The 22,746-nt window shown below is 36.1% G+C and carries 23 protein-coding genes and 4 tRNA genes; 25 read left to right on the top strand and 2 right to left on the bottom strand.

Going from position 1 to position 22,746, the window contains the following annotated elements; all coding sequences use genetic code 11:
- The first annotated feature begins 196 nt into the window (after positions 1-196).
- Both soj and V7183_RS08335 read left to right on the top strand, forming a co-directional pair.
- Complete coding sequence (soj, locus tag V7183_RS08330; RefSeq protein ID WP_097894522.1) at positions 197-958, top strand: sporulation initiation inhibitor protein Soj; 762 nt, start codon at positions 197-199, stop codon at positions 956-958.
- Complete coding sequence (locus tag V7183_RS08335; RefSeq protein ID WP_335359194.1) at positions 951-1,802, top strand: ParB/RepB/Spo0J family partition protein; 852 nt, start codon at positions 951-953, stop codon at positions 1,800-1,802. Before soj ends, V7183_RS08335 begins: the two co-directional genes overlap by 8 nt.
- 20 nt (positions 1,803-1,822) lie before the next feature.
- On the opposite strand, the gene yyaC is transcribed toward V7183_RS08335, so the two are convergent.
- Positions 1,823-2,419 (bottom strand): spore protease YyaC, encoded by a 597-nt coding sequence (gene yyaC / locus V7183_RS08340; protein ID WP_097894520.1) that lies wholly within the window; start codon positions 2,417-2,419, stop codon positions 1,823-1,825.
- A 299-nt stretch (positions 2,420-2,718) separates the two neighbouring features.
- Here yyaC and V7183_RS08345 point away from each other — a divergent pair, with 299 nt between their 5' ends.
- The 23 genes from V7183_RS08345 (at position 2,719) to rlmH (ending at position 21,116) form a co-directional block, all read left to right on the top strand.
- The gene (locus V7183_RS08345) at positions 2,719-3,576 is read left to right on the top strand and encodes a mechanosensitive ion channel family protein (protein ID WP_097894519.1); all 858 of its coding nucleotides are present in this window, start codon (positions 2,719-2,721) and stop codon (positions 3,574-3,576) included.
- 20 nt (positions 3,577-3,596) lie between these two features.
- Positions 3,597-3,794 carry a DUF951 domain-containing protein gene (locus tag V7183_RS08350; RefSeq protein ID WP_097894518.1) on the top strand — a complete coding sequence of 66 codons (198 nt, stop codon included), beginning with the start codon at positions 3,597-3,599 and terminating at the stop codon, positions 3,792-3,794.
- Positions 3,795-3,909: 115 nt separating this feature from the next.
- A complete protein-coding gene (ychF, locus tag V7183_RS08355) occupies positions 3,910-5,010 on the top strand; it encodes a redox-regulated ATPase YchF (protein ID WP_097894517.1) in 1,101 nt (366 codons plus the stop codon).
- A 194-nt stretch (positions 5,011-5,204) separates the two neighbouring features.
- Complete coding sequence (rpsF, locus tag V7183_RS08360; protein ID WP_097894516.1) at positions 5,205-5,495, top strand: 30S ribosomal protein S6; 291 nt, start codon at positions 5,205-5,207, stop codon at positions 5,493-5,495.
- 27 nt (positions 5,496-5,522) lie between these two features.
- Complete coding sequence (gene ssb / locus V7183_RS08365; protein ID WP_097894515.1) at positions 5,523-6,035, top strand: single-stranded DNA-binding protein; 513 nt, start codon at positions 5,523-5,525, stop codon at positions 6,033-6,035.
- Positions 6,036-6,080: 45 nt separating this feature from the next.
- Entirely contained in the window at positions 6,081-6,314 is a 234-nt protein-coding gene (gene rpsR, locus V7183_RS08370; RefSeq protein ID WP_000918874.1) for a 30S ribosomal protein S18, read from the top strand.
- Positions 6,315-6,394: 80 nt separating this feature from the next.
- Entirely contained in the window at positions 6,395-7,333 is a 939-nt protein-coding gene (locus tag V7183_RS08375; protein ID WP_097894514.1) for a YybS family protein, read from the top strand.
- A 154-nt stretch (positions 7,334-7,487) separates the two neighbouring features.
- A complete protein-coding gene (locus V7183_RS08380; RefSeq protein ID WP_097894513.1) occupies positions 7,488-9,461 on the top strand; it encodes a DHH family phosphoesterase in 1,974 nt (657 codons plus the stop codon).
- Positions 9,458-9,904, top strand: coding sequence for a 50S ribosomal protein L9 (gene rplI, locus V7183_RS08385; protein ID WP_097894512.1), 447 nt, complete (start codon positions 9,458-9,460; stop codon positions 9,902-9,904). Before V7183_RS08380 ends, rplI begins: the two co-directional genes overlap by 4 nt.
- A gap of 27 nt (positions 9,905-9,931) precedes the next feature.
- On the top strand, positions 9,932-11,293 hold the full coding sequence (dnaB, locus tag V7183_RS08390) for a replicative DNA helicase (protein WP_097894511.1): 1,362 nt from the start codon (positions 9,932-9,934) through the stop codon (positions 11,291-11,293).
- A gap of 214 nt (positions 11,294-11,507) precedes the next feature.
- Positions 11,508-12,797: an adenylosuccinate synthase gene (locus tag V7183_RS08395; RefSeq protein WP_335359195.1), complete on the top strand. Its 1,290-nt coding sequence runs from the start codon at positions 11,508-11,510 to the stop codon at positions 12,795-12,797.
- 154 nt (positions 12,798-12,951) lie between these two features.
- Positions 12,952-13,027: transfer RNA gene (locus tag V7183_RS08400), tRNA-Lys, on the top strand.
- A 13-nt stretch (positions 13,028-13,040) separates the two neighbouring features.
- Positions 13,041-13,112, top strand: a tRNA-Glu gene (locus tag V7183_RS08405).
- Positions 13,113-13,130: 18 nt separating this feature from the next.
- Positions 13,131-13,206, top strand: a tRNA-Asp gene (locus tag V7183_RS08410).
- 42 nt (positions 13,207-13,248) lie between these two features.
- Positions 13,249-13,321: transfer RNA gene (locus V7183_RS08415), tRNA-Phe, on the top strand.
- 283 nt (positions 13,322-13,604) lie between these two features.
- Complete coding sequence (gene walR / locus V7183_RS08420; protein ID WP_097894509.1) at positions 13,605-14,312, top strand: cell wall metabolism DNA-binding response regulator WalR; 708 nt, start codon at positions 13,605-13,607, stop codon at positions 14,310-14,312.
- Positions 14,313-14,315: 3 nt separating this feature from the next.
- The gene (gene walK, locus V7183_RS08425; RefSeq protein WP_097894508.1) at positions 14,316-16,148 is read left to right on the top strand and encodes a cell wall metabolism sensor histidine kinase WalK; all 1,833 of its coding nucleotides are present in this window, start codon (positions 14,316-14,318) and stop codon (positions 16,146-16,148) included.
- On the top strand, positions 16,145-17,482 hold the full coding sequence (locus tag V7183_RS08430; RefSeq protein ID WP_335359196.1) for a YycH family regulatory protein: 1,338 nt from the start codon (positions 16,145-16,147) through the stop codon (positions 17,480-17,482). The genes walK and V7183_RS08430 overlap by 4 nt, the downstream gene beginning before the upstream one ends.
- Entirely contained in the window at positions 17,469-18,311 is an 843-nt protein-coding gene (locus V7183_RS08435; protein ID WP_335359197.1) for a two-component system regulatory protein YycI, read from the top strand. The genes V7183_RS08430 and V7183_RS08435 overlap by 14 nt, the downstream gene beginning before the upstream one ends.
- A complete protein-coding gene (locus V7183_RS08440) occupies positions 18,295-19,089 on the top strand; it encodes an MBL fold metallo-hydrolase (protein ID WP_097894505.1) in 795 nt (264 codons plus the stop codon). Before V7183_RS08435 ends, V7183_RS08440 begins: the two co-directional genes overlap by 17 nt.
- Before the next feature lie 63 nt (positions 19,090-19,152).
- Positions 19,153-20,337 carry a S1C family serine protease gene (locus tag V7183_RS08445; protein ID WP_335359198.1) on the top strand — a complete coding sequence of 395 codons (1,185 nt, stop codon included), beginning with the start codon at positions 19,153-19,155 and terminating at the stop codon, positions 20,335-20,337.
- Positions 20,338-20,391: 54 nt separating this feature from the next.
- Positions 20,392-20,577 (top strand): CxxH/CxxC protein, encoded by a 186-nt coding sequence (locus V7183_RS08450; protein WP_097894503.1) that lies wholly within the window; start codon positions 20,392-20,394, stop codon positions 20,575-20,577.
- Positions 20,578-20,636: 59 nt separating this feature from the next.
- Positions 20,637-21,116: a 23S rRNA (pseudouridine(1915)-N(3))-methyltransferase RlmH gene (gene rlmH / locus V7183_RS08455; RefSeq protein ID WP_097894502.1), complete on the top strand. Its 480-nt coding sequence runs from the start codon at positions 20,637-20,639 to the stop codon at positions 21,114-21,116.
- Here rlmH and V7183_RS08460 read toward each other — a convergent pair.
- Positions 21,088-22,644, bottom strand: coding sequence for a recombinase family protein (locus V7183_RS08460; protein ID WP_335359199.1), 1,557 nt, complete (start codon positions 22,642-22,644; stop codon positions 21,088-21,090). The genes rlmH and V7183_RS08460 overlap by 29 nt on opposite strands.
- Between the last annotated feature and the right edge of the window lie 102 nt (positions 22,645-22,746).

Below are 22,746 nucleotides of genomic sequence, written 5' to 3' on the forward strand. Positions count from 1 at the left end.
AATGGATTTATATAGTAAAAGGGGCCTCATTCTTTGGAAGAGGTCCCTTTTACTATATTTTCTTGTGGAATGAAGAAGGAGTTTGGAAATAAATTTTGAAGTTTAATAAGGACGTAAAAGAAAAAGTTTTATTTCATGTTACAATAAACATAATTATTTTTAGAATAAGATAGAAAGGTTGAAAGTAGGTGACATCATGGGAAAAATCATTGCTATTGCTAATCAAAAAGGCGGTGTTGGAAAAACAACAACATCCGTTAATTTAGGAGCTGGATTGGCACAGGTAGGGAAAAAAGTCCTTCTTGTAGACATTGATGCTCAAGGAAATGCAACGACTGGTGTGGGAATTGAAAAATCTGAATTAAATCAATGTATTTATAATGTTCTCGTAGAAGATACAGATGTTCAAGACGTTATACAGAAAACCGCAACTGAAAACTTAGATGTTCTACCCGCTACCATTCAATTGGCAGGAGCTGAAATTGAATTGGTGCCAACCATTTCCCGGGAAGTACGTTTGCAGAGGGCATTACAGCCGATTCGTAACGAATATGATTATATTATTATCGACTGCCCCCCATCTTTAGGGTTATTAACAATTAATGCATTAACCGCAGCAGATTCTGTCATTATCCCTGTTCAGTGTGAATACTATGCATTGGAAGGATTAAGCCAACTATTAAATACAGTTCGGCTTGTGCAAAAGCATTTAAATAAAAATTTAGCAATTCAAGGTGTATTGTTAACGATGTTAGATGCGCGCACGAATCTAGGGATCCAAGTTATAGATGAAGTGAAAAAATATTTCAGGGATAAAGTGTATCGCTCAATTATCCCGCGTAACGTTCGTTTAAGTGAGGCACCAAGTCATGGTAAACCAATTATGCAGTATGATGCTAAATCAAGAGGGGCAGAAGTATATATAGATTTAGCAGAGGAAGTGATTGCAGGTGGCTAAAGGCCTAGGAAGAGGAATTAATGCATTTTTTCCTGATTTAGATGTGAAAGAAGAAGAAACAATTCAAGAGATTACAGTAACTGAATTAAGACCCAATCCGTATCAACCACGTAAACACTTTAATAGAGAAGCGATTCAAGAGTTGGCGGCATCTATTAAAGAACATGGTATTTTACAACCTTTAATTGCGAGAAAGAGTATTAAAGGATACGAAATTGTTGCTGGTGAAAGAAGATATCGAGCTGCTAAGGAAGCCGGTCTTGAAAAAATTCCGGCTGTTGTTCGACAATTAAGTGAGCAGCAAATGATGGAATTTGCTTTACTTGAAAATTTGCAACGTGAAGACTTAAATCCAATGGAAGAAGCAATGGCGTACCAAATGCTAATGAATGAGTTGAACGTAACACAAGAACAATTAGCAAAGCGTCTCGGAAAAAGTAGGCCATATATTGCGAATTATACTCGATTACTAAGCCTCCCTCCATTTGTTCAAGATATGATTGCAAGTGGAGAGTTATCTATGGCACATGGTCGGACATTACTTACGGTAAAAGATGAAGAACAATTAAAATCTTTACTGAAGCGCATTGAAAAAGAGAGTTTGAATGTTAGACAACTAGAGCAAATTGTTCAAGAAATTAACCAGCGCGTTTCACGTGAAACAAAGAAGGTGAAAATGGAAAGAAATATATTTTTTGTAGAACGTGAAACGCTATTAAGGGAAAAATTTGGCACAGGTGTAAAGATTAAAGAAACAAAAAAAGAAAAAGGTAAAATTGAAATAGAGTTCTTTAATAAAGATGATTTAAATCGTATTTTAGAGTTACTAGCAGGAAACAATTAAAAAGCAAACCATCTTTTTATTTATAGATGGTTTGCTCTTTTTAATGCTGATAATTTTTGATCTGTTTCTTTTATACTTTGAGAGATCACATCAGCCATTTTCATAACTAGGCTCAATCTTGTATTCTGAAGGACAAAAAATTCCATAAAGCCATTCAAATTTACAATGCCATGTATGTGTAATTCTCCAACTGCTGGCAATTTCTTATTCATTGCTGCTCCAGGTTTGCTAGGTCCTTTTCCAATCGTTATGGAGCCGATATTTTGAGATTTTCCAAGGCAAGCGTCTATTGCGATAATAAAAGAGTTCGGAATAGAAGTTTGTATATTCTGAATTTTATCTTCGAGATTTAGTGCGTGTACTGGTTCATCGAGCGTGCCGAATACTTGGAAGTTTTGGATCTCCATCTGTTCTAATTTAGTCCCGACTAACGGTCCAAGTGCATCACCAGTTGAACGGTCTGTTCCAATGCAAATGAGAATGAGCGGGATATTTAGTTTAATGGGTATATGTGAGAGTAAGAAATTGCTGATTGTCTCGGAGGCCTCTACGTCGTGGTGCATAACATTTTGCGATTCTTTTTCAAAAAAAGGCAAGCGAAAACTCCCAATGTTCATGAAGCACCCATCCTTTTAATAAATTTTTACAACATGTTATAAAGTGTTTTTATGTAAGGCTTTTATTTCATAATGAGTGAAAGAAAAATGTAATATGAAAAATTATAAGTTCATGGTTTTTGCAAACTGTTTATGAGGGAGGAAATAATAGTACTAGTATATATATATTCATGTCATTTTATACCTGAATGAAGAAGAACAAATGTAAAGAAAGTCATAAAATTTTTTCAGAAATAGAGAAAACTTCTGATACAATAAAGAGTGAATAAAAGAAATTTTAGTTGGAGAGGTACAAGCATATGGATTTATTAATACAATGGTTTGATTCGATAAATTGGGCCAATGTAGGAATGAGAACGATAAAAATAATAGTTATTTTGGTACTTGGTGTGATAGTGGTTCGTCTTGCTAGAGCAATTGTAAGAAAAGCATTCCACATGGGGAGTCGCTCGCCTATTCAAATTTCAGAGCGTCGTACAGTTACAGTAGCGAAATTGCTTGAAAATATTGTGGCGTACGTTGTTATGTTTATTATGTTAATCGCGATTTTAGGTGTATTTGACATTAATGCATCGGGATTACTAGCTGGGGCTGGGGTAATCGGTTTAGCAGTCGGTTTTGGTGCTCAAAGTTTAGTAAAAGACGTCATTACAGGTTTATTTATTTTGTTAGAAGATCAATTTTCAGTTGGTGATTATGTAAGAATTGGCCAATTTGAAGGAGCAGTTTTAGAAATTGGACTACGTACAACGAAGATAAAAAGCTGGACAGGTGAGATTCATATTTTACCAAATGGTAGTATTACGCAAGTAACAAACTTTTCTATTAGCAATAGTGTGGCATTCGTTGATGTATCGATTTCTTATGAGAGTGATATCAATCGAGCAGAGCAAGTAATTGAAAAATTATTACAAGAATTACCTGAAAAATATGAAGAAATGGTAACAACACCGCAATTATTAGGGGTTCAAACACTTGCTGCATCTGAAGTGGTGCTGCGTGTTATTTCTGAAGTAGAACCGATGAAGCAGGCGGTTATTGCTAGAGCTCTTCGTAAAGAGATTAAAGCTCGTCTTGATTTACATGGTATTGAAATTCCATACCCGCGTATGGTTTTATATAATCGTGAAGAGTTGATTAGTGAAAAAGCAAATTAGTAGTGAGAGGGGTTTGGAGAGTGGAGCAAAAGCAGTATAACTTGTACGATGTTGTGGAAATGAAAAAAGCCCATCCTTGTGGTGAAAATCGTTGGAAGATTATTCGTATGGGAATGGATATCCGCATTAAGTGCGAGGGATGTGGCCATTCGGTAATGATTCCTCGAAGAGAGTTTGATCGTAAGGTGAAAAAAGTACTTGTAAAGCACGAAGAATAGAGAAAAAGTAACAGTTGCCTCATGCAGCTGTTACTTTTTTGAGCTTTTAGGTAACTTGTCATTTTATTCGTTACTATCTATAATGATGGAAGATTGAGACATAGGAGTGAAAAATATGGGATTAACGGCTGGGATTGTTGGCTTACCTAACGTAGGGAAATCAACATTATTTAATGCAATTACACAAGCGGGAGCAGAATCTGCAAACTATCCATTCTGTACAATTGATCCGAACGTAGGGATTGTAGAAGTACCAGATGATCGCTTAAATAAATTAACAGAACTAGTAGAACCGAAAAAAACTGTTCCAACTGTATTTGAATTTACTGATATCGCAGGGATTGTAAAAGGTGCAAGTAAAGGTGAAGGATTAGGAAATAAATTTTTATCTCACATTCGCCAAGTAGATGCAATTTGCCAAGTTGTGCGTTGTTTTGAAGATGAAAATATTACACACGTTTCAGGAAAAGTAGATCCAATTGATGATATTGAAACAATCAATTTAGAACTAATTTTAGCGGATTTAGAATCGGTTGATAAACGTATCGAACGTGTAGCGAAGTTAGCAAGACAAAAAGATAAAGAAGCAGTATATGAACACGAGATTTTAGCTCGTTTAAAAGAAGCGTTTGAAGCTGGAAAACCAGCTCGTACTGTTGAATTTACAGAAGAACAAATGAAAATTGTTAAAGGTCTTCATTTACTTACAACGAAAGAAATGCTCTATGTAGCGAACGTAAGTGAAGATGATATTATGGATCCATCTGAAAATAAATATGTGCAAATGGTAAAAGAATTTGCAGCAAATGAAAATTCGCAAGTAATTGTAGTTTGTGCAAAAATCGAGTCAGAAATTGCTGAGCTAGATGAAGAGGAGAAAAAAGTATTCCTTGAAGAGCTAGGTATTGAAGAATCAGGTTTAGATCAGTTGATTCGTGCTGCATACGATTTACTAGGCTTAGCTACTTATTTCACAGCTGGTGTACAAGAAGTACGTGCATGGACGTTTAAAAAAGGCATGAAGGCGCCACAATGTGCTGGCGTTATCCATACAGACTTTGAACGTGGGTTTATTCGTGCTGAAACAGTTTCATATGATGATTTAATGGAGAACGGCTCTATGACAGCCGCTAAAGAAGCTGGAAAAGTACGTTTAGAAGGAAAAGAGTATATCGTAAAAGATGGAGATGTTATGCACTTCCGTTTTAACGTGTAAATTTATATTTCCTAGGAAAAATAGGGATATAAGCTTGGCAAACATATCATATGTTTGCCAAGTTTTTTTTATGTATTGGTAAGTTGATTCATTCAACTTACTATGATATAATCTAAACTCGTGAGTAATTACTATATAATTAATTGCTCCTTGCCCATTATGGGCCGTTTAGACCAAAAGGAGGTGAAAGTGTAATGAAAAAGTACGAAATCATGTACATCATCCGTCCAAACATGGAGGAAGAAGCTCAAAAAGCTTTAGTTGAGCGCTTCGCAGGCGTTTTAACTAACAATGGTGCAGAAATCATTAACACGAAAGAGTGGGGTAAGCGTCGTTTAGCTTACGAAATCAACGACTTACGTGACGGTTTCTACATGATCTTAAACGTAAATTCTAACGCAGAAGCTGTTACAGAATTCGATCGTTTAGCTAAGATCAACGAAGATATCCTTCGTCACATCGTTGTTAAAGAAGAAGAAAAATAATTAAGATATATAGGGAGAGTGGTTCGATTGATGAATCGTGTTATCCTCGTTGGTCGTTTAACTAAGGACCCTGACTTACGTTACACGCCCAATGGTGTTGCGGTAGCTACTTTCACGTTAGCTGTGAATCGCGCATTTGCGAATCAACAAGGTGAGCGTGAAGCTGACTTTATTAATTGTGTAATATGGCGTAAACAAGCAGAAAACGTGGCGAATTATTTGAAAAAAGGTAGCTTAGCGGGCGTAGATGGACGTCTTCAAACTCGTAATTACGAGGGACAAGATGGTAAACGTGTATATGTAACAGAAGTTCTTGCGGAGAGCGTACAATTTTTAGAGCCGCGTAATGGCGGTGGGGAGCAACGTGGTTCGTTCAATCAGCAACCATCAGGAGCTGGTTTCGGTAACCAAAGCTCTAACCCATTTGGTCAATCTAGTAACCCGGGTAACTCAGGTAACTCTGGATTTACAAAGAATGACGATCCATTTTCGAATGTTGGTCAACCGATTGACATTTCGGACGACGATTTACCATTCTAATGGTATGAATCGGTTATTTTTAACAAAGAATGGAGGGAAATAAACATGGCAGGACGCAAAGGTGGACGTGCGAAACGTCGTAAAGTGTGTTTCTTCACATCTAACGGCATCACTCGCATTGACTATAAAGATGTTGATTTATTAAAACGTTTCGTTTCTGAGCGTGGTAAAATTTTACCTCGTCGTGTAACAGGAACAAGCGCAAAATACCAACGCAAACTTACAGTTGCAATTAAACGTGCTCGTCAAATGGCACTTTTACCATATGTTGGTGAATAATAGCGTATGAAATGCACAGTAGAGTCCGACTCTACTGTGCATTTTGCTATGCTTTTCTTTTTGGAAAGAGAGGTTAAAAGATGAAACGTACAAGGCTTATTACAGAGGGAGCAGTATTATTGGCTGTATATGCGGTTTTACTTCTTGTATCCCTATATATTCCTATTTTAAGTATGGTTGTAACATTTGCGTTGCCATTACCATTTTTATTATTTATGGTAAGACACCCGTTTTCTAGTGCGTGTATGTTTTTTGTGTCTGCACTGTTTGTTACCATTATTGTGAGTTCGCCACTTAGTCTTGTAAAAACATGTATGTGCGGCATAATAGGTATTGCTTTAGGATATATGTATAAAAAGCAAAAAAGACCAGTGGAAATACTATTAGTAGGGACACTTGCATACTTGATTAGTTTTTTATTGATTTATATCGGAAGTGTCAAGTTTTTTAACATAGATTTAATGAAGCAAATGCAAGATATGTTTAAAGAAGGAATTGAACAAAGTGAGAAAATAATGACTGCTGCTGGTGCATCAATCACTGAGGAACAAAAAGATTTATTAGGACAAATTAGTGACCTGCTTCGTATTCTTCTTCCAAGTTTACTTGTAATTGTTTCGGTAATGTATTCTTGGATTACGGTATTAATGGCGGGAAATGTTTTAAGAAGATTGAAGCATTCTGTAGTGCCGTGGCCTAAATTTCGAGATATGCAATTACCAAAGAATATCGTTTGGTATTACGTTATATTTATTGTGCTTTCCACATTTATGAAAGTTGAATCAGATTCATATTTACACATAGTGTTTTCTAACTTATATTTCATCTTTTCAATGCTCCTTGTATTTCAAGGTTTTGTGTTTATAGCCTTTTTGGCGCATGCAAAAGGTTATACAAAAGCACTCCCTATTATTAGCTTTATTGTATGTATGTTTATTCCTATGTTGTTCCCTCTTGTGACAATCTTAGGTATAATTGACTTAGGTTTTTCATTGCGTTCTAAAATACAATCAAAATAAGTAATAGCGAGGGGACGTTATAGCAGCTTATTTCATACTATGTGGACCTGTAGTGAACGTTTAACGTGAAGGCGTTTAATCTGTTCAACTAACCAACAGCTACAAGTGGATTGTCTGCTAGCTGTGTTAGTTTTACTTTATAGGAGTTGGATCCATGCCTGAATTTTATAAGAGACAGCGTTTTTTATACCCTGTTTATGTATTGGCATTTTTTATGTTTGTGCTTATTACCATTCTTGGTTACTTTCACTGGCTAGTGGGGATGGCCACTTTTTGTATTTTTTGCATTGTACTGTTCTTTGTAATTCGTTTTGAACTTGCCTTTCAGAGGAATTTCGAAAAGTATACAACAGATATGATTACAAGGGTAAAGAAAGTAAGTAATGAAGCATTTAATCAAATGCCAATTGGTATTTTGTTATACAATAAGGATTATGGAATTGATTGGGCAAATCCTTATTTGTCTTCTTGTTTAGGACAGCATTCTTTAGCAGGATGGCATCTGTATGATGTATCAGAAACATTACTTCTTTTTATAAAAGGAGAAACTTCTGATGATATCGTATCTTTAAATAATCGCAAGTTCCGTGTGTTCGTAAGAAAAGAAGAAAAGTTAATTTATTTCTTTGATGTAACAGAGCAAACGGAAATCGAAAAGATGTATGAGGATCAGCGTACGGTTCTAGCGGTCATTTACTTGGATAACTACGATGAGGTTACACAAGGGTTAGATGATCAATTGCGTACGAATATAACAAGCCTTGTTACGTCACGTTTAAACGAATGGGCCATTAAATATGGTGCATATTTAAAACGTGCATCTTCAGAGAGATTCTTTGTTGTGTTAAATGAAAGCATTTTGGCACAAATGGAGAAAGGGAAATTCGATATTTTAGATCAAGTGCGCGAAGAAACGTCAAAACGAAATATTCCACTCACATTGAGTATTGGTGTTGGATCTGGTGATTTATCTTTATCAGAACTTGGAGCTATGGCTCAATCAGGTTTAGATCTCGCATTAGGAAGAGGTGGGGACCAAGTAGCTATTAAACAGGCGACTGGTAAGGTAAAGTTTTATGGCGGTAAGACGAATCCTGTTGAAAAACGTACACGCGTACGGGCACGAGTTATCTCTCATGCATTAAAAGATTTGGTATTGGAAAGTAGCAATGTTATTATAATGGGGCATAAAGCTCCAGATATGGATGCGATTGGTGCTGCAATTGGTATTTTAAAGGTAGCGCAATTAAATGAACGTGAAGGATATATTGTATTAGACGAGAACGATTCTGATAAGGGGATTAAACGCCTAATGGATAAGGTGAAGCAAAGTGAAGATCTATGGTCTCGCTTTATTACACCGCAGCAGGCTATGGAATTTGCAACAGATGATTCATTACTTGTTGTTGTTGATACACATAAGCCCTCAATGGTAATGGAGGAAAAACTGCTGCATAAGATTGAAAATGTAATTGTGATTGACCATCATCGGCGTGGTGAAGAATTCATTGAAGATCCACTTCTTGTCTATATGGAGCCATATGCTTCTTCGACAGCAGAGCTTGTAACGGAGCTTCTTGAATATCAACCAAAGCGTTTAAAAATGACGATGCTGGAAGCGACAGCACTACTTGCGGGAATTATAGTAGATACAAAAAGTTTTACATTCCGGACAGGTGCTCGTACATTTGATGCAGCTTCTTATCTACGTTCGCACGGAGCAGATACAGTTCTTGTGCAAGAATTGTTAAAAGAAGATATGCAGCAGTATTTAAGAATTGCAAAAACAATTCAAAATGCTTACATTTATAAAAATGGAATTGCGATTGCCAAAGTAGATGGTGATGAATATTACAATCAAGTGTTAATTGCGCAATCAGCTGATACGTTGTTGACGATGACAGGGGTAATTGCATCTTTTGTCATTGCAAAACGTGGGGAAAGCTTCATTGGAATTAGCGGACGTTCTTTAGGTGAAGTGAATGTGCAGCTAATTATGGAAAATCTAGGTGGCGGCGGACATTTAACAAATGCAGCTACACAGATGAAAAATATTACGGTAGATGAAGCTGAAGATAAACTTCAATTTGTTATTGATGACTATTTACAGGGAGGCACACAATCATGAAGGTAATTTTTCTAAAAGACGTAAAGGGTAAAGGGAAAAAAGGAGAAGTAAAAAACGTACCAGATGGTTATGCAAATAATTTCTTGTTAAAGCAAGGGTTAGCTGCAGAAGCAACTAATAGCAGCATGAAAACATTAGAGGCACAAAAACGTAAAGAAGAAAAAGATGCAGCAGCAGAACTTGAAAATGCAAAAAAATTAAAAGAAACTTTAGAGAAATTAACTGTAGAATTAAAAGCGAAATCTGGTGAAGGCGGTCGTTTATTTGGCTCTATCACAAGTAAACAAATTGTAGATGTAATGCAAAAAGCACATAATATTAAGCTTGATAAACGTAAATTTGAAATGGACGATGCAATTCGCGCATTAGGATATACAAACGTAACTGTAAAGTTGCATCCGCAAGTAACAGCAATAGTAAAAGTTCATGTTCGTGAACAATAAAAATAAGTTAGGCAAGGAGGATTGCGTATGAGTGACATACTTGCTGATCGTACCCCTCCGCATAATATAGAGGCTGAGCAGGCAGTGTTAGGGGCTATCTTTCTCGATCAAGATGCGTTAACAGCAGCTTCAGAATTGCTGCTACCGGAATCTTTTTATCGAACAGCGCATCAAAAGGTTTTTGGAGTTATGCTTGGATTATCTGATAAAGGAGAACCGATTGATTTAATTACCGTAACAGCAGCACTTGCTGATCAAGGGTTATTAGAAGAAATTGGTGGTGTTTCTTATTTAGCTGAATTAGCCGAAGCTGTTCCAACAGCAGCAAACGTAGAATACTACGCGCGCATTATTGCTGAAAAAGCGCTTTTACGTCGTTTGATTCGAACAGCAACCCATATTGTATCAGATGGATATGAAAGAGAAGATGATGTGGAAGGCCTTTTAAATGAGGCAGAAAAAAAGATATTAGAGGTATCACATCAGACAAATGCAAAAGCATTCCAAAATATTAAGGATGTTCTTGTAGATGCTTACGATAAAATTGAACTTTTGCATAATCAAAAGGGTGAAATCACAGGGATACCGACTGGATTTACTGAATTAGATAAGATGACAGCAGGGTTCCAGCGTAACGATTTAATCATCGTGGCAGCCCGTCCTTCGGTAGGGAAAACGGCTTTTTCACTGAATATCGCGCAAAACGTAGCGACTAAAACAGATGAAAATGTTGCGATCTTTAGTTTGGAGATGGGTGCAGATCAGCTTGTTATGCGTATGCTTTGTGCGGAAGGAAATATTGATGCGCAAAGGCTTCGTACTGGTTCATTAACTTCAGATGATTGGGCAAAATTGACAATGGCAATGGGAAGTCTTTCGAATGCTGGTATATATATCGATGATACACCAGGTATTCGAGTGAGTGAAATCCGGGCGAAATGTCGTAGATTAAAGCAAGAACAAGGGCTTGGAATGATTCTAATCGACTACTTGCAGCTTATTCAGGGAAGTGGGAAGTCAGGTGAGAACCGTCAGCAGGAAGTATCTGAAATTTCTCGTACATTAAAAGGAATTGCACGTGAATTACAAGTGCCTGTTATTGCCTTATCTCAGCTATCTCGTGGCGTTGAATCTCGTCAAGATAAACGTCCGATGATGTCTGATATTCGTGAATCAGGAAGTATTGAGCAAGATGCTGATATTGTGGCGTTCTTGTACCGTGAAGATTACTACGATCGTGAAACGGAAAATAAAAATACGATTGAAATTATTATTGCAAAACAACGTAATGGTCCGGTAGGATCTGTCGAGCTCGCGTTTGTAAAGGAATTTAACAAATTCGTAAATTTAGAGCGTCGCTTTGATGATGGACATGCACCACCGGCATAGAAAAAGTATAAAAAAGAAACACATTTCTTATAATAAGGTGTGTTTCTTTTTTATGTATAAAAGATAGGGCTTTCATCGTGGGAATACAGAATTCTTACGAACGAAAATGATAAAATACAAAAAAATGTTCGTTTTTAAATTGACTTCTCTTTTCATTTTGGTACAATTATATTGTTTGAAAAGTTCGTTTGAAAATTGCGGAGGTGCTTGAATAATGTCTTCAGTAGTAGTTGTAGGAACACAGTGGGGCGATGAAGGAAAAGGTAAAATTACTGACTTTCTTTCTGAGCATGCGGAAGTAGTTGCAAGATATCAAGGTGGAAATAACGCGGGACATACAATTGTTTTCGGCGGAGTTAAATATAAGTTACACTTAATTCCATCTGGTATTTTCTATAAAGAGAAAATTTGTGTAATCGGAAACGGATTAGTAGTAGATCCGAAAGCATTACTTGAAGAGTTAAAATACTTACACGATCGTGGTGTAAGTACTGATAATTTACGTGTAAGTAACCGTGCACACGTTATTTTACCTTACCACTTAAAACAAGATGAATTAGAAGAAGCAAGTAAAGGTGATAACAAAATCGGTACAACGAAAAAAGGTATCGGTCCTGCATATATGGATAAAGCTGCTCGCATTGGTATTCGTATGGCTGATCTTTTAGACCGTGAGGCATTTAAAGAAAAGCTTGAGCGCAATTTAGTACAAAAAAATCGTTTATTTGAAAAGATGTACGATACAGAAGGTTTCAGCGTAGAAGAAATTTTCGAAGAGTACTTCGAGTACGGTCAACAAATCGCGCAATATGTATGTGATACATCTGTTGTATTAAATGATGCACTAGATAACAATCATCGTGTATTATTTGAAGGTGCACAAGGTGTTATGCTTGATATTGACCACGGTACGTACCCATTCGTTACATCTTCTAACCCAATTGCTGGTGGTGTAACAGTTGGAACTGGAGTTGGTCCTGCGAAAGTTACTCGCGTTGTAGGTGTATGTAAAGCATATACAAGCCGTGTAGGTGATGGTCCATTCCCTACTGAGCTTCATGATGAAATTGGTCACCAAATTCGTGAAGTTGGTCGTGAATATGGAACAACAACTGGTCGTCCGCGCCGCGTAGGTTGGTTTGATAGCGTTGTTGTAAGACATGCACGTCGTGTTAGTGGTTTAACAGATCTATCGTTAAATTCTATCGACGTTTTAACAGGAATTCCAATAGTTAAAATTTGTGTTGCTTACAAATATAACGGAGAACTTCTAGATGAAGTTCCAGCAAACCTAAACATTTTAGCGAAGTGTGAGCCTGTATACGAAGAGCTTCCAGGTTGGACAGAAGATATTACTGGTGTGAAATCATTAGATGAGCTTCCTGAAAACGCAAGAAATTACGTAGAACGTGTTTCTGAGTTAACAGGTATTCAATTATCTATGTTCTCAGTTGGACCAGATCGTAATCAAACAAACATCGTTCGTAACGTATACGAAGCTTAATTGATATAAGAAACTGATTTTTTTAAGAAAAAACTCATGCTCTCATGAGTTTTTTCTTATCTTTTATAAAAAAAAGTAAAAAAGGTATTGCAAAAAGAAAAGTTTTTATGTTATGATAACTCTTGTCGTCACGAAATATGACGTTGGTGAGTATGAGCCATTAGCTCAGTTGGTAGAGCATCTGACTTTTAATCAGAGGGTCGAAGGTTCGAGTCCTTCATGGCTCACCATTTTATTTTTCGTGGCCCGTTGGTCAAGTGGTTAAGACACCGCCCTTTCACGGCGGTAACACGGGTTCGAATCCCGTACGGGTCATGTTTTTTTATATTTTTTGGTCCCGTGGTGTAGTGGTTAACATGCCTGCCTGTCACGCAGGAGATCGCCGGTTCGACCCCGGTCGGGACCGCCACTTTTGTTTATACCACCATTAGTGGTTTTATATATATGTTTTGGCTCGGTAGCTCAGTCGGTAGAGCAGAGGACTGAAAATCCTCGTGTCGGCGGTTCGATTCCGTCCCGAGCCACTCTCAGGATATTAGGTGGGCCCACTTAATATCCTTTTTATATTGTGCAATTTTACAAATGAGAGTAGTTATTTTACAATAGAATGAGGAGCCTCTAGCAGTTGAAGCTAGAGGTTTTTCTGTAGATCGTATAGGATTCCGTGTAAAAGTGGATCATACATGATTCTATGAGAATAGAGGAGAAAATACTTAAACAAAGGGTGGCGTAATATAGGGAAAGACTATATAAACATCAATGTGTTTGAGGATAATTGACCATATTTTTATGAGGAGGAAATACACGATGATGGGAAAGAAAATCTTAGTAGTTGATGATGAGAAGCCAATTGCAGATATTTTAAAATTTAACTTAGAAAAAGAAGGTTTTGAAATTGTAATGGCACATGATGGTGATGAGGCCATCGAGAAAGCAAACGAAGAACAACCTGATATGGTTTTATTAGATATTATGTTACCAGGAAAAGATGGACTAGAGGTTTGTCGTGAAATACGTAAAAGCTCTGAAATGCCAATTATTATGCTTACTGCGAAAGACTCTGAAATTGATAAAGTATTGGGACTTGAGCTTGGAGCAGATGATTATGTAACAAAACCATTTAGTACAAGGGAATTGTTGGCGCGTGTAAAAGCGAATTTACGTCGCCATCAGCAAGGCGGTACAGCAGAAAAAGAAGAAAATACAGAAATGGTTATTGGACCAATTGTTATTAATCCGAATGCATATAGTGTAACGAAACGTGAAGAAAGCATTGAGCTTACGCATCGTGAATTTGAGTTGCTACATTATTTAGCGAAGCATTTAGGACAAGTTATGACGCGAGAACATTTATTACAAACAGTTTGGGGTTACGATTATTTTGGGGACGTACGTACAGTAGATGTAACAGTACGTCGTTTGCGTGAAAAAATTGAAGATAATCCAAGTCATCCTACTTTAATTGTAACGAGACGTGGAGTAGGATATTACTTGCGTGACCCAGAGCAGGAATAGTATATGAAGAAAGTTGGTTTTTTTCAATCTATTCATTTAAAATTTGTGCTTATATATATGTTATTAATATTAATAGCAATGCAAGTTATTGGCGTATATTTTGTACGCGAACTAGAGAAAAGTCTTGTACAAAGTTTTAAGGATTCTTTAACGCAGCAAACAAATTTACTTTCTTATAATTTGAAGCAAGAATTCACAAAAAAGCGTGACAAAACAGAGTCAGTAGATGATGCAATTAGGAAGTCAATTACAGAATTTGCATCAGATCGCAAAAAAGATATTCAAGAGGTAAGTGTTATTGATGAACATAGACGTTTAATAGCAATCTCAGATTCTTCTAAGCAAAATAAGGTAAATAAGACAACGACAGACATAGCTGTCCAACGGGTACTTGTGCAAAAAAAAGCTGAGTCAAAGATTGAGAAAGATGGAAATACAGGCCATCGTGTTCAAGTTATGATTACTCCTATTGAAGGCGAGAATGGTAATCCTTATGGTGTCATTAAGATTGTTGCATCCATGGAAGACGTTTATAAACAGATGAAGGATATCAATCAAATTTTTGCGACTGGGACAGTAATTGCTTTATTAGTAACAGCAGTTCTTGGAATTTTATTAGCTCAGACAATTACAAGACCGATTTCAGATATGCGAAGACAAGCAATTGAAATGGCAAAAGGAAATTACTCTCGCAAAGTAAAAGTTCATAGTCATGATGAAATTGGACAATTGGCACTAGCTTTTAATAATTTATCAAAAAAATTACAACAAGCACGCTCTTCTACGGAAAGTGAAAGACGTAAGTTATCGTCAGTTTTATCACATATGACAGATGGTGTAATTGCTACAGATCGAAAGGGAGATATTATTTTATTAAATGATCCTGCTGAAAAGATGTTAAATGTTTCGCGTGAAACAGCACTTGATCAATCTGTCCTAGAGGTGTTAGGGATCCAAGAGGAGTTTACATTGGATCATCTATATGAAGAACCAGATTCAGTTTTATTAGATTTTAGTACGCGTAATGAACCATATATTTTGCGGGCTAGTTTTTCGGTTATTCAAAAAGAAACTGGTAAAGCGAATGGTTTAATCGCTGTATTGTATGATGTAACGGAACAAGAACGTATTGACCGTGAGCGCCGTGAATTTGTAGCGAATGTATCTCATGAGTTACGAACACCGTTAACAACTATGCGTAGTTATTTAGAAGCACTTACTGATGGTGCATGGCAAGATCCAAATATTGCACCACAATTTTTAACGGTTACACAAGAAGAAACAGAAAGAATGATTCGACTTGTAAATGCATTGCTGCAGTTATCTAAATTAGATAGTACAGAACATCGTTTAATGAAAGAGTGGGTAGACTTTACTGATTTCTTTAATAATATTATCGATCGTTTTGAAATGTCGAAGGAACAAAATGTTAGTTTCAAACGTTCTTTCTCTAAGAAATCTCGATTTATTGATATGGATGCAGACAAAATCACTCAAGTTTTATACAACATTATTTCAAATGCATTAAAATACTCTCCTGAAGGTGGAACGGTAACATATCGTTTACGCGATCGGGGAGATATGTTAGAAATTAGCGTCAGTGACCAAGGGATGGGAATTCCAAAAGAGAATGTAGAGAAGATTTTTGAGCGTTTTTATCGTGTTGATAAAGCGCGCTCGAGACAGATGGGTGGAACAGGTCTGGGCTTAGCTATCGCCAAAGAGATGATTGAAGCACATGGTGGATCTATTTGGGCGAAGAGTGAGGAAGGTAAAGGAACGACTATTTACTTTACTCTTCCAATGGCGAAGGAAGAAGAGGACGATTGGGAATGAATATGGAAAACTTTAAAACCATTGTTCTAATTAACCTAGTTGTCATTAGCCTGTTTCTTACCTTTAATTTATGGACATATGTACCTGATTCTAATTCGATGCAAAGTACAAAATTCGTCGAAGGTAATGCAGATGCACTAAAACAAGATATTTCAAATGTAATTGTTCCGTCTTCTATAATTGTTCATAAAGATAAGAAGCATTTCGTGAGTGAAAAGCAAGGGAATATAGACTTAATATATGCAATTCTTGAGAAAGGACAATTACATGATTGGACGGATATCACAAATACAGTTTCTAAAGCTGATTTTCTTTCTTATGTACATGGGGAAGGGAAAATCGAAATTATATTTCCTACAGAGATTCCGTTTGATGCGATTAGAGGCGTGTTAACAATTAAGGATAAGAAGTTGGAAAATCGAAGCTTTGATCGTATCGTTATTGATCCTTCAAGAAGCCGAGAGCAAAATATTGAAGTGGATTTTGTTTCTTATGGCAATCGTGAAATCTATAGAATGACCTTAACAGGTGTAAATGTAAAGGATATTGTAAATGCACAAAATCAATTTGTAGCATTGGCAAAACCTTATTTTAAGTATGATATAAATGATACGAAAAAAATATTTTTACCAGATGGAACGACAGAAATCAGTAGCTTGCTCTATATCCCCACTTACTTGGGAATAGACTCATTTAAGAATGCATTATTTAGTGATCCGCGTTATGCAACTCTTATTTCTGATAAGTCAGAAGAGACATACACAGATGGTATTCACTCTATGCAAATTAAACAGAATGGTGTAATGCTAGAGTACACAAATTCATCTGTACCTAGTGATAGGCATATGCAAGATTCTCTTCTTGTACAAAAGAGTTTTGAATTTGTTAATGGGCATAATGGTATAACAGAAGGCTATCGATTTAACTATATAAACTCCAAGGGAGAAACAAAATTTCGTTTGTATGAGGACGGCTTACCTGTATTTAACAAAGATGGGATGACGGAATTAAAGCAAGTGTGGGGAGCAGAAGAATTAATTAGCTATAAAAGACCCTTATTTAAATTCAAAAGTATTAGTCCTGAAGATAAGAAGGTACTTCCAACTGGTTGGGTTGTTACTCAATCATTAGAAAATAATCCTGAGATAGATAAAAAATTGATTCAAAATATCGGAATTGGTTATAAATTAGTGCCAGAAAATGGACCATATGCTACAGGTGAAAAACCCGCAAGTGGAACTTTAAAACCAATTTGGTATGTGGAGTATGGGGAAGATCATAAAGTGTTTGAGTGGAGTGAAGAGGAGGGGGGAAAGCTAATTGGACTGGAATAGAATTAAAACAATATTCATTGTTACCTTTTTTGTTTTAGACCTCTTTCTCGTGTTTCAATTCATTCAAAAGCAAGGTAGTAACCAGTTAGAACTCATGACCGAAACACAAGTGGATCAGCAACTAAAAGCGGATAAGATTACGGTGGGTGATTTACCTAAGGAACCAAAGAAAGATTTCTTTATTATCGCGAAAAATAAGACTTTTAAAGAAGAAGATATTCATTCTTTGAAAAATCAAACCCCTATCTTACAGGATGAGTCAAAAACAATTGTAAGTCACTTAAAGGAACCATTGTTAAACGCAAAAACACCATCTAAAGATAAGTATAGTGAGTTTTTGAAAAATTACGTGTTAGATGGACAAAAGTATGAGTTTGGGAAGGCGGATGGATCGAAAATTTATTTCATTCAAAAGTATAAAGATAAACCTATTTTTTATAATGAACAAGGGATGATTGTTGTTGATTTAAATGAGAAGAATGAGATTGTTTCGTATAAGCAAACCATGTTAACTGATTTAGAAGAAATGGGTGAAAATGAAAAAGCAAAAGAGCAAGAAATTATTACGGCTCAAACAGCTTTAGAAAATTTATACTTGAAGAATGAAATAAAGAAAAATACGCATTTTAAAGAAGTAAAAATTGGCTATGCAACTATTGTTGATTTGCATGAGTCTAATAAACAAGTACTTGCTCCAACATGGAATTTAAAAACAGAGCAAAAAGAGGATTTCTTTGTGAATGCTATTGAAGGACAAGTTATTAAGTTAAGAAAAGAGAAGGAAAACGAAAAGGATAATGGAGTGAGCGGGAATGAGTCTGCATTTTAGTGTACTTGCAAGTGGCAGTACAGGAAATGCGTTATATGTAGGAACTGAGAAACAAAAATTGCTTGTTGATGCAGGATTGAGTGGTAAAGCGACAGAGGCTTTATTTAAGCAAGCTGAGTTAAATATCCAAGATATATCAGGTATTCTTGTAACACATGAACATAGTGATCATATTAAAGGTCTTGGTGTTTTAGCACGGAAGTATCAGCTACCTGTGTACGCAAACGAAAAAACGTGGGATGCAATGGAACATTTAATCGGGAACATTCCAACTGATCAAAAATTTATTTTCTCAATTGGTGATGTAAAAACATTTGGAGATATTGAAGTTGAGTCATTTGGTGTATCTCATGATGCAGCAGAACCAATGTTTTACGCTTTTCATCATAATGATAGAAAATTAGCTCTTATTACAGATACGGGTTATGTAAGTGATCGTATGAAGGGGATTATTAAAGGAGCAAATGCTTTTGTATTTGAAAGCAATCATGATGTTGAAATGCTTCGTATGGGACGCTATCCGTGGAGTATTAAAAGACGTATTTTAAGTGATGTAGGCCACGTTTCCAATGAAGATGCTGCACTCGCGATGACGGATGTTATCACAGACGAGACGAAACATATTTATTTAGCGCATTTAAGTTTAGATAATAACATGAAAGAATTAGCACGTATGTCTGTAGCACAAGTGCTAGAAGAAAAAGGTTTTGGGGTTGGGGAATCGTTTGAAATACATGATACTGATCCAAAGAATCCCACAAAAATTCAATACGTATAATTCTTGATTTTAGTAAACAATAAAGGTGAATATAGTTGTTTTCAGGAAGATAGGTGAACAAGTATGTCCTTTATTGATGAAGAAGAGTTTCGTATGAAAAGAACAAACAAAAGGAAGCACAAAGGTATCATTATTTCTAGCGTAGCAGGAACAATCGTTGGAGCTTCATTATTTGCGTTTGGGGCCCCTTTGTTTTCTGAATCTGGAACTGGCTCTTTACAGCAAGCTGAGGCAAGTGATGGGAATGTGGCAGTTAAACAATCACAAACAGCGAATCACTCTGGTTTGGTAGATGCTGTTGATCGTACATCAGAAGCGGTTGTTGGTGTAATAAACATCCAGCGTGATAATTTTTCGGAGGCAGATTCAGAAGCTGGAACAGGATCAGGCGTCATTTATAAGAAAACAGATAGTCATGCTTATATCGTAACGAACCATCATGTTGTTGCCGGGGCGAATCGCATTGAGGTAAGCTTAAGCAATGGCAAAAAGATTCCTGCTAAAATATTGGGTAGCGATGTAGTCACAGATTTAGCTGTTTTAGAAATAGATGCAAAGCCTGTAAAGAAGGTAATTGAGATTGGTGATTCTAATACGCTTCACCGAGGAGAGCCAGTTATTGCAATTGGGAATCCACTTGGATTACAATTTTCAGGGACCGTAACGCAAGGGATTATTTCTGCAAATGAGCGAATTGTTCCTGTAGATTTAGACCAAGATGGGCATTATGATTGGCAAGTGGAGGTATTACAAACTGATGCTGCTATTAACCCAGGGAATAGCGGTGGAGCACTTGTAAATGCGGCAGGACAACTAATTGGGATCAACTCGATGAAAATCGCGGCAAAAGAAGTAGAAGGAATTGGATTAGCCATTCCTGTTACAAGAGCAGTTCCTGTTATGAATGAGCTTGAAAAATACGGAAAAGTAAGAAGACCGTATGTTGGAATTGAACTTAGATCACTAAATGAAATTCCGAATTATTATTGGTCTAAAACATTGCATTTACCAGATAGTGTAACAGATGGGGTTTGTATTTTAGATGTGAAGAGTCCATCGCCTGGTACGGATGCAGGGCTCAGAGAATATGATGTAATTGTAGCAGTAGATGGAAAACCAATACATGATATTATTGGTTTTCGAACGGCCTTATATAATAAAAAAATCGATGATAAAATGACTCTTACGTTTTATCGTGGTACTAAACGAGCAACAACAACGGTTAAGTTAGCCAGTCAAAATTATTAAAAAACAGGAGGACTGCCCTCCTGTTTTCTATTGTGAAAAAGTGAGGTGAGAACTATGAATTTACCTTGTTGTTTAGAGCATGTAGAATTAGCGCTAGATATTATTGTGGATGAATGTGAAGTAGCACCGGTTATCAACAATGTGGATAACTCAGAAAAAGAACAAAAAACATGTGAATTTTGTCAAAAAAAGGCGACATATGTTGTATCGAACACAGATTCTCACACAATATGTGGGTAATGTTTGTGGATATGTGGATAAGTTTTGTGGATAACATGTTTGTAAGGTGGGGAATACATGTGAATATCTCGGTTATATCAATCGGAAAACTAAAGGAAAAATATTTAAAACAAGGTATTGCAGAATACTTAAAACGATTATCATCTTATGCCAAAGTAGAAGTTATTGAATTACCGGATGAGAAAGCACCGGAAAACTTAAGTGAAGCAGAAATGTTAATTGTAAAAGAAAAAGAGGGCATACGTATATTGGATAAAATTTCAGATGATACGCATGTCATTGCGCTGGCTATTGAAGGTAAACAAAAATCATCAGAAGAATTTGCTGAAGGGCTAGATCGCCTTGCTACATATGGGAAAAGTAAAATAGCATTTGTAATTGGAGGGTCACTTGGACTGAGTTCAGAAGTGATGAAGCGCTCTAATGAATCCCTTTCATTCTCAAAGATGACATTACCGCATCAATTGATGAGACTAGTGCTTTTAGAGCAAGTGTATCGAGCATTTCGGATTAATCGTGGTGAACCGTATCATAAGTAAGCACATAGTTATTTGAAGAAGAAGTATCAAAGAACAAGATAATGTCTCTGATGCTTCTTTTTTCTATCTTATCAGAAGGATTGACAATGATACGATCAATTAGTGTATGCAAGAAATGTTTTTGTTTTTCAACAGGAAGTGTAGGTAAAAGCTTTGAAAAAGTAGAAAGGGTATCAAAAACCTTATCAAATGAGACTTCTTTGATAGTAGGTTCTTGTAATTTTTGTTCGATATATTGTTTTCTACCTTTTAGCTGGGTTAGTTCTTGATTTAATGATTCAAGTTTATTTGCTAATAAGTCTCCTGTAATCTTAGTCGTTTCAAATAGATTAAAGTATCTGTTGATATTTTTCTCTGTGGAAGAAATCTGTTCCTCGGTTGTTTGTAATTCATTTTTTAAAGGTTGAAGGTGCCTACTTATTTTATTATTAACATTATCTATGATGTCTTGAAGGATTAAAGGGTGAGAAACAATTTCTTCTAATTTTTCAAAGACATATTTTTCTGCATAATCTACTGGAATTAAATTTGATTTACAAACTGAACTCCCCTTATAATGAAAATTCCCGCATTGATAGTACCGTAAGTATTCTTTGCTGTTCTTGCTTTTTTTAATTTTATGCCCAATCATGCCTTGTCCACACATAGGACATCTTAAAAGTGTTGTTAGTGGAAAACAACCTGTAAAAGTTTTAGGCGATTTTTGAGATTTTTGTTTTAAAAGTGTTTGAGTTCTTTGCCACGTATTTTCATCAATGATAGGGGTATGTTCCCCTCTTGTAACTATAGGATTTTTATTCGTCCCTTGTCTGCGTTTTTCATTCCAATCAGTGATTTTATTAAATGATATGTATCCTGCATAAGCAGAATTATGAAGAATTGTACGAATCGAGTTAATAGAGAAAGCTTTGTTTCTTTTTGTTTTATAGCCTTCTTTATTGAGCTGGTTTGTAATTGCTTTGTAGCCTTTCCCACTTATGTATAGACGGAATATTTTTCTTACTAATTCGGCTTCACTTTCAACAATAATAAGTTTTTTATTTTTGGAAGTATATCCTAACATACTTCCTCCGTTCCATTTACCTTCTATTGCTCGTTGTTTCATTCCCATTTTTACATTATCTACAATTGTATTTCGTTCTAATTCAGCAAAAGTTCCCATCATTTGCATCATTGCTTTTCCAGTGGCGGTTGAGGCATCTATTGATTCACTTACACTAGAGAATAAAACATTATTATTATCAAAATAGTCAATGAGCTGTAGGAAGTCCAATTGTTTACGTGATAATCTAGATATCTTCCAAACGATAATCATGTTAAATTTATGATCTTTACAGTCATTTAGTAATTGTTGTAAAGCAGGACGATTAGTTGATTTACCGCTAAAACCTTCATCCTTGTAAGTGTTATAAATATCATATTTATGACCTTTACAGTAGTCTGTTAAGGTTTTTACTTGTCCTTCAATTGAATACCCTTCTTCTGCCTGTTCTTCAGTAGATACCCTTACATACAGTGCAACTTTCATGTATTCCCCTCCATTTATGAATTTATTAATAAATTCCCTATATTCAATTGTTAGCATGTCCCATTGAAAGGTGTCAAATTGATATTGACAAAAATGGAGGAT

It is taken from the genome of Bacillus sp. JJ1127 (genome assembly GCF_036965845.1).
Taxonomy (GTDB): Bacteria; Bacillota; Bacilli; order Bacillales; family Bacillaceae_G; genus Bacillus_A.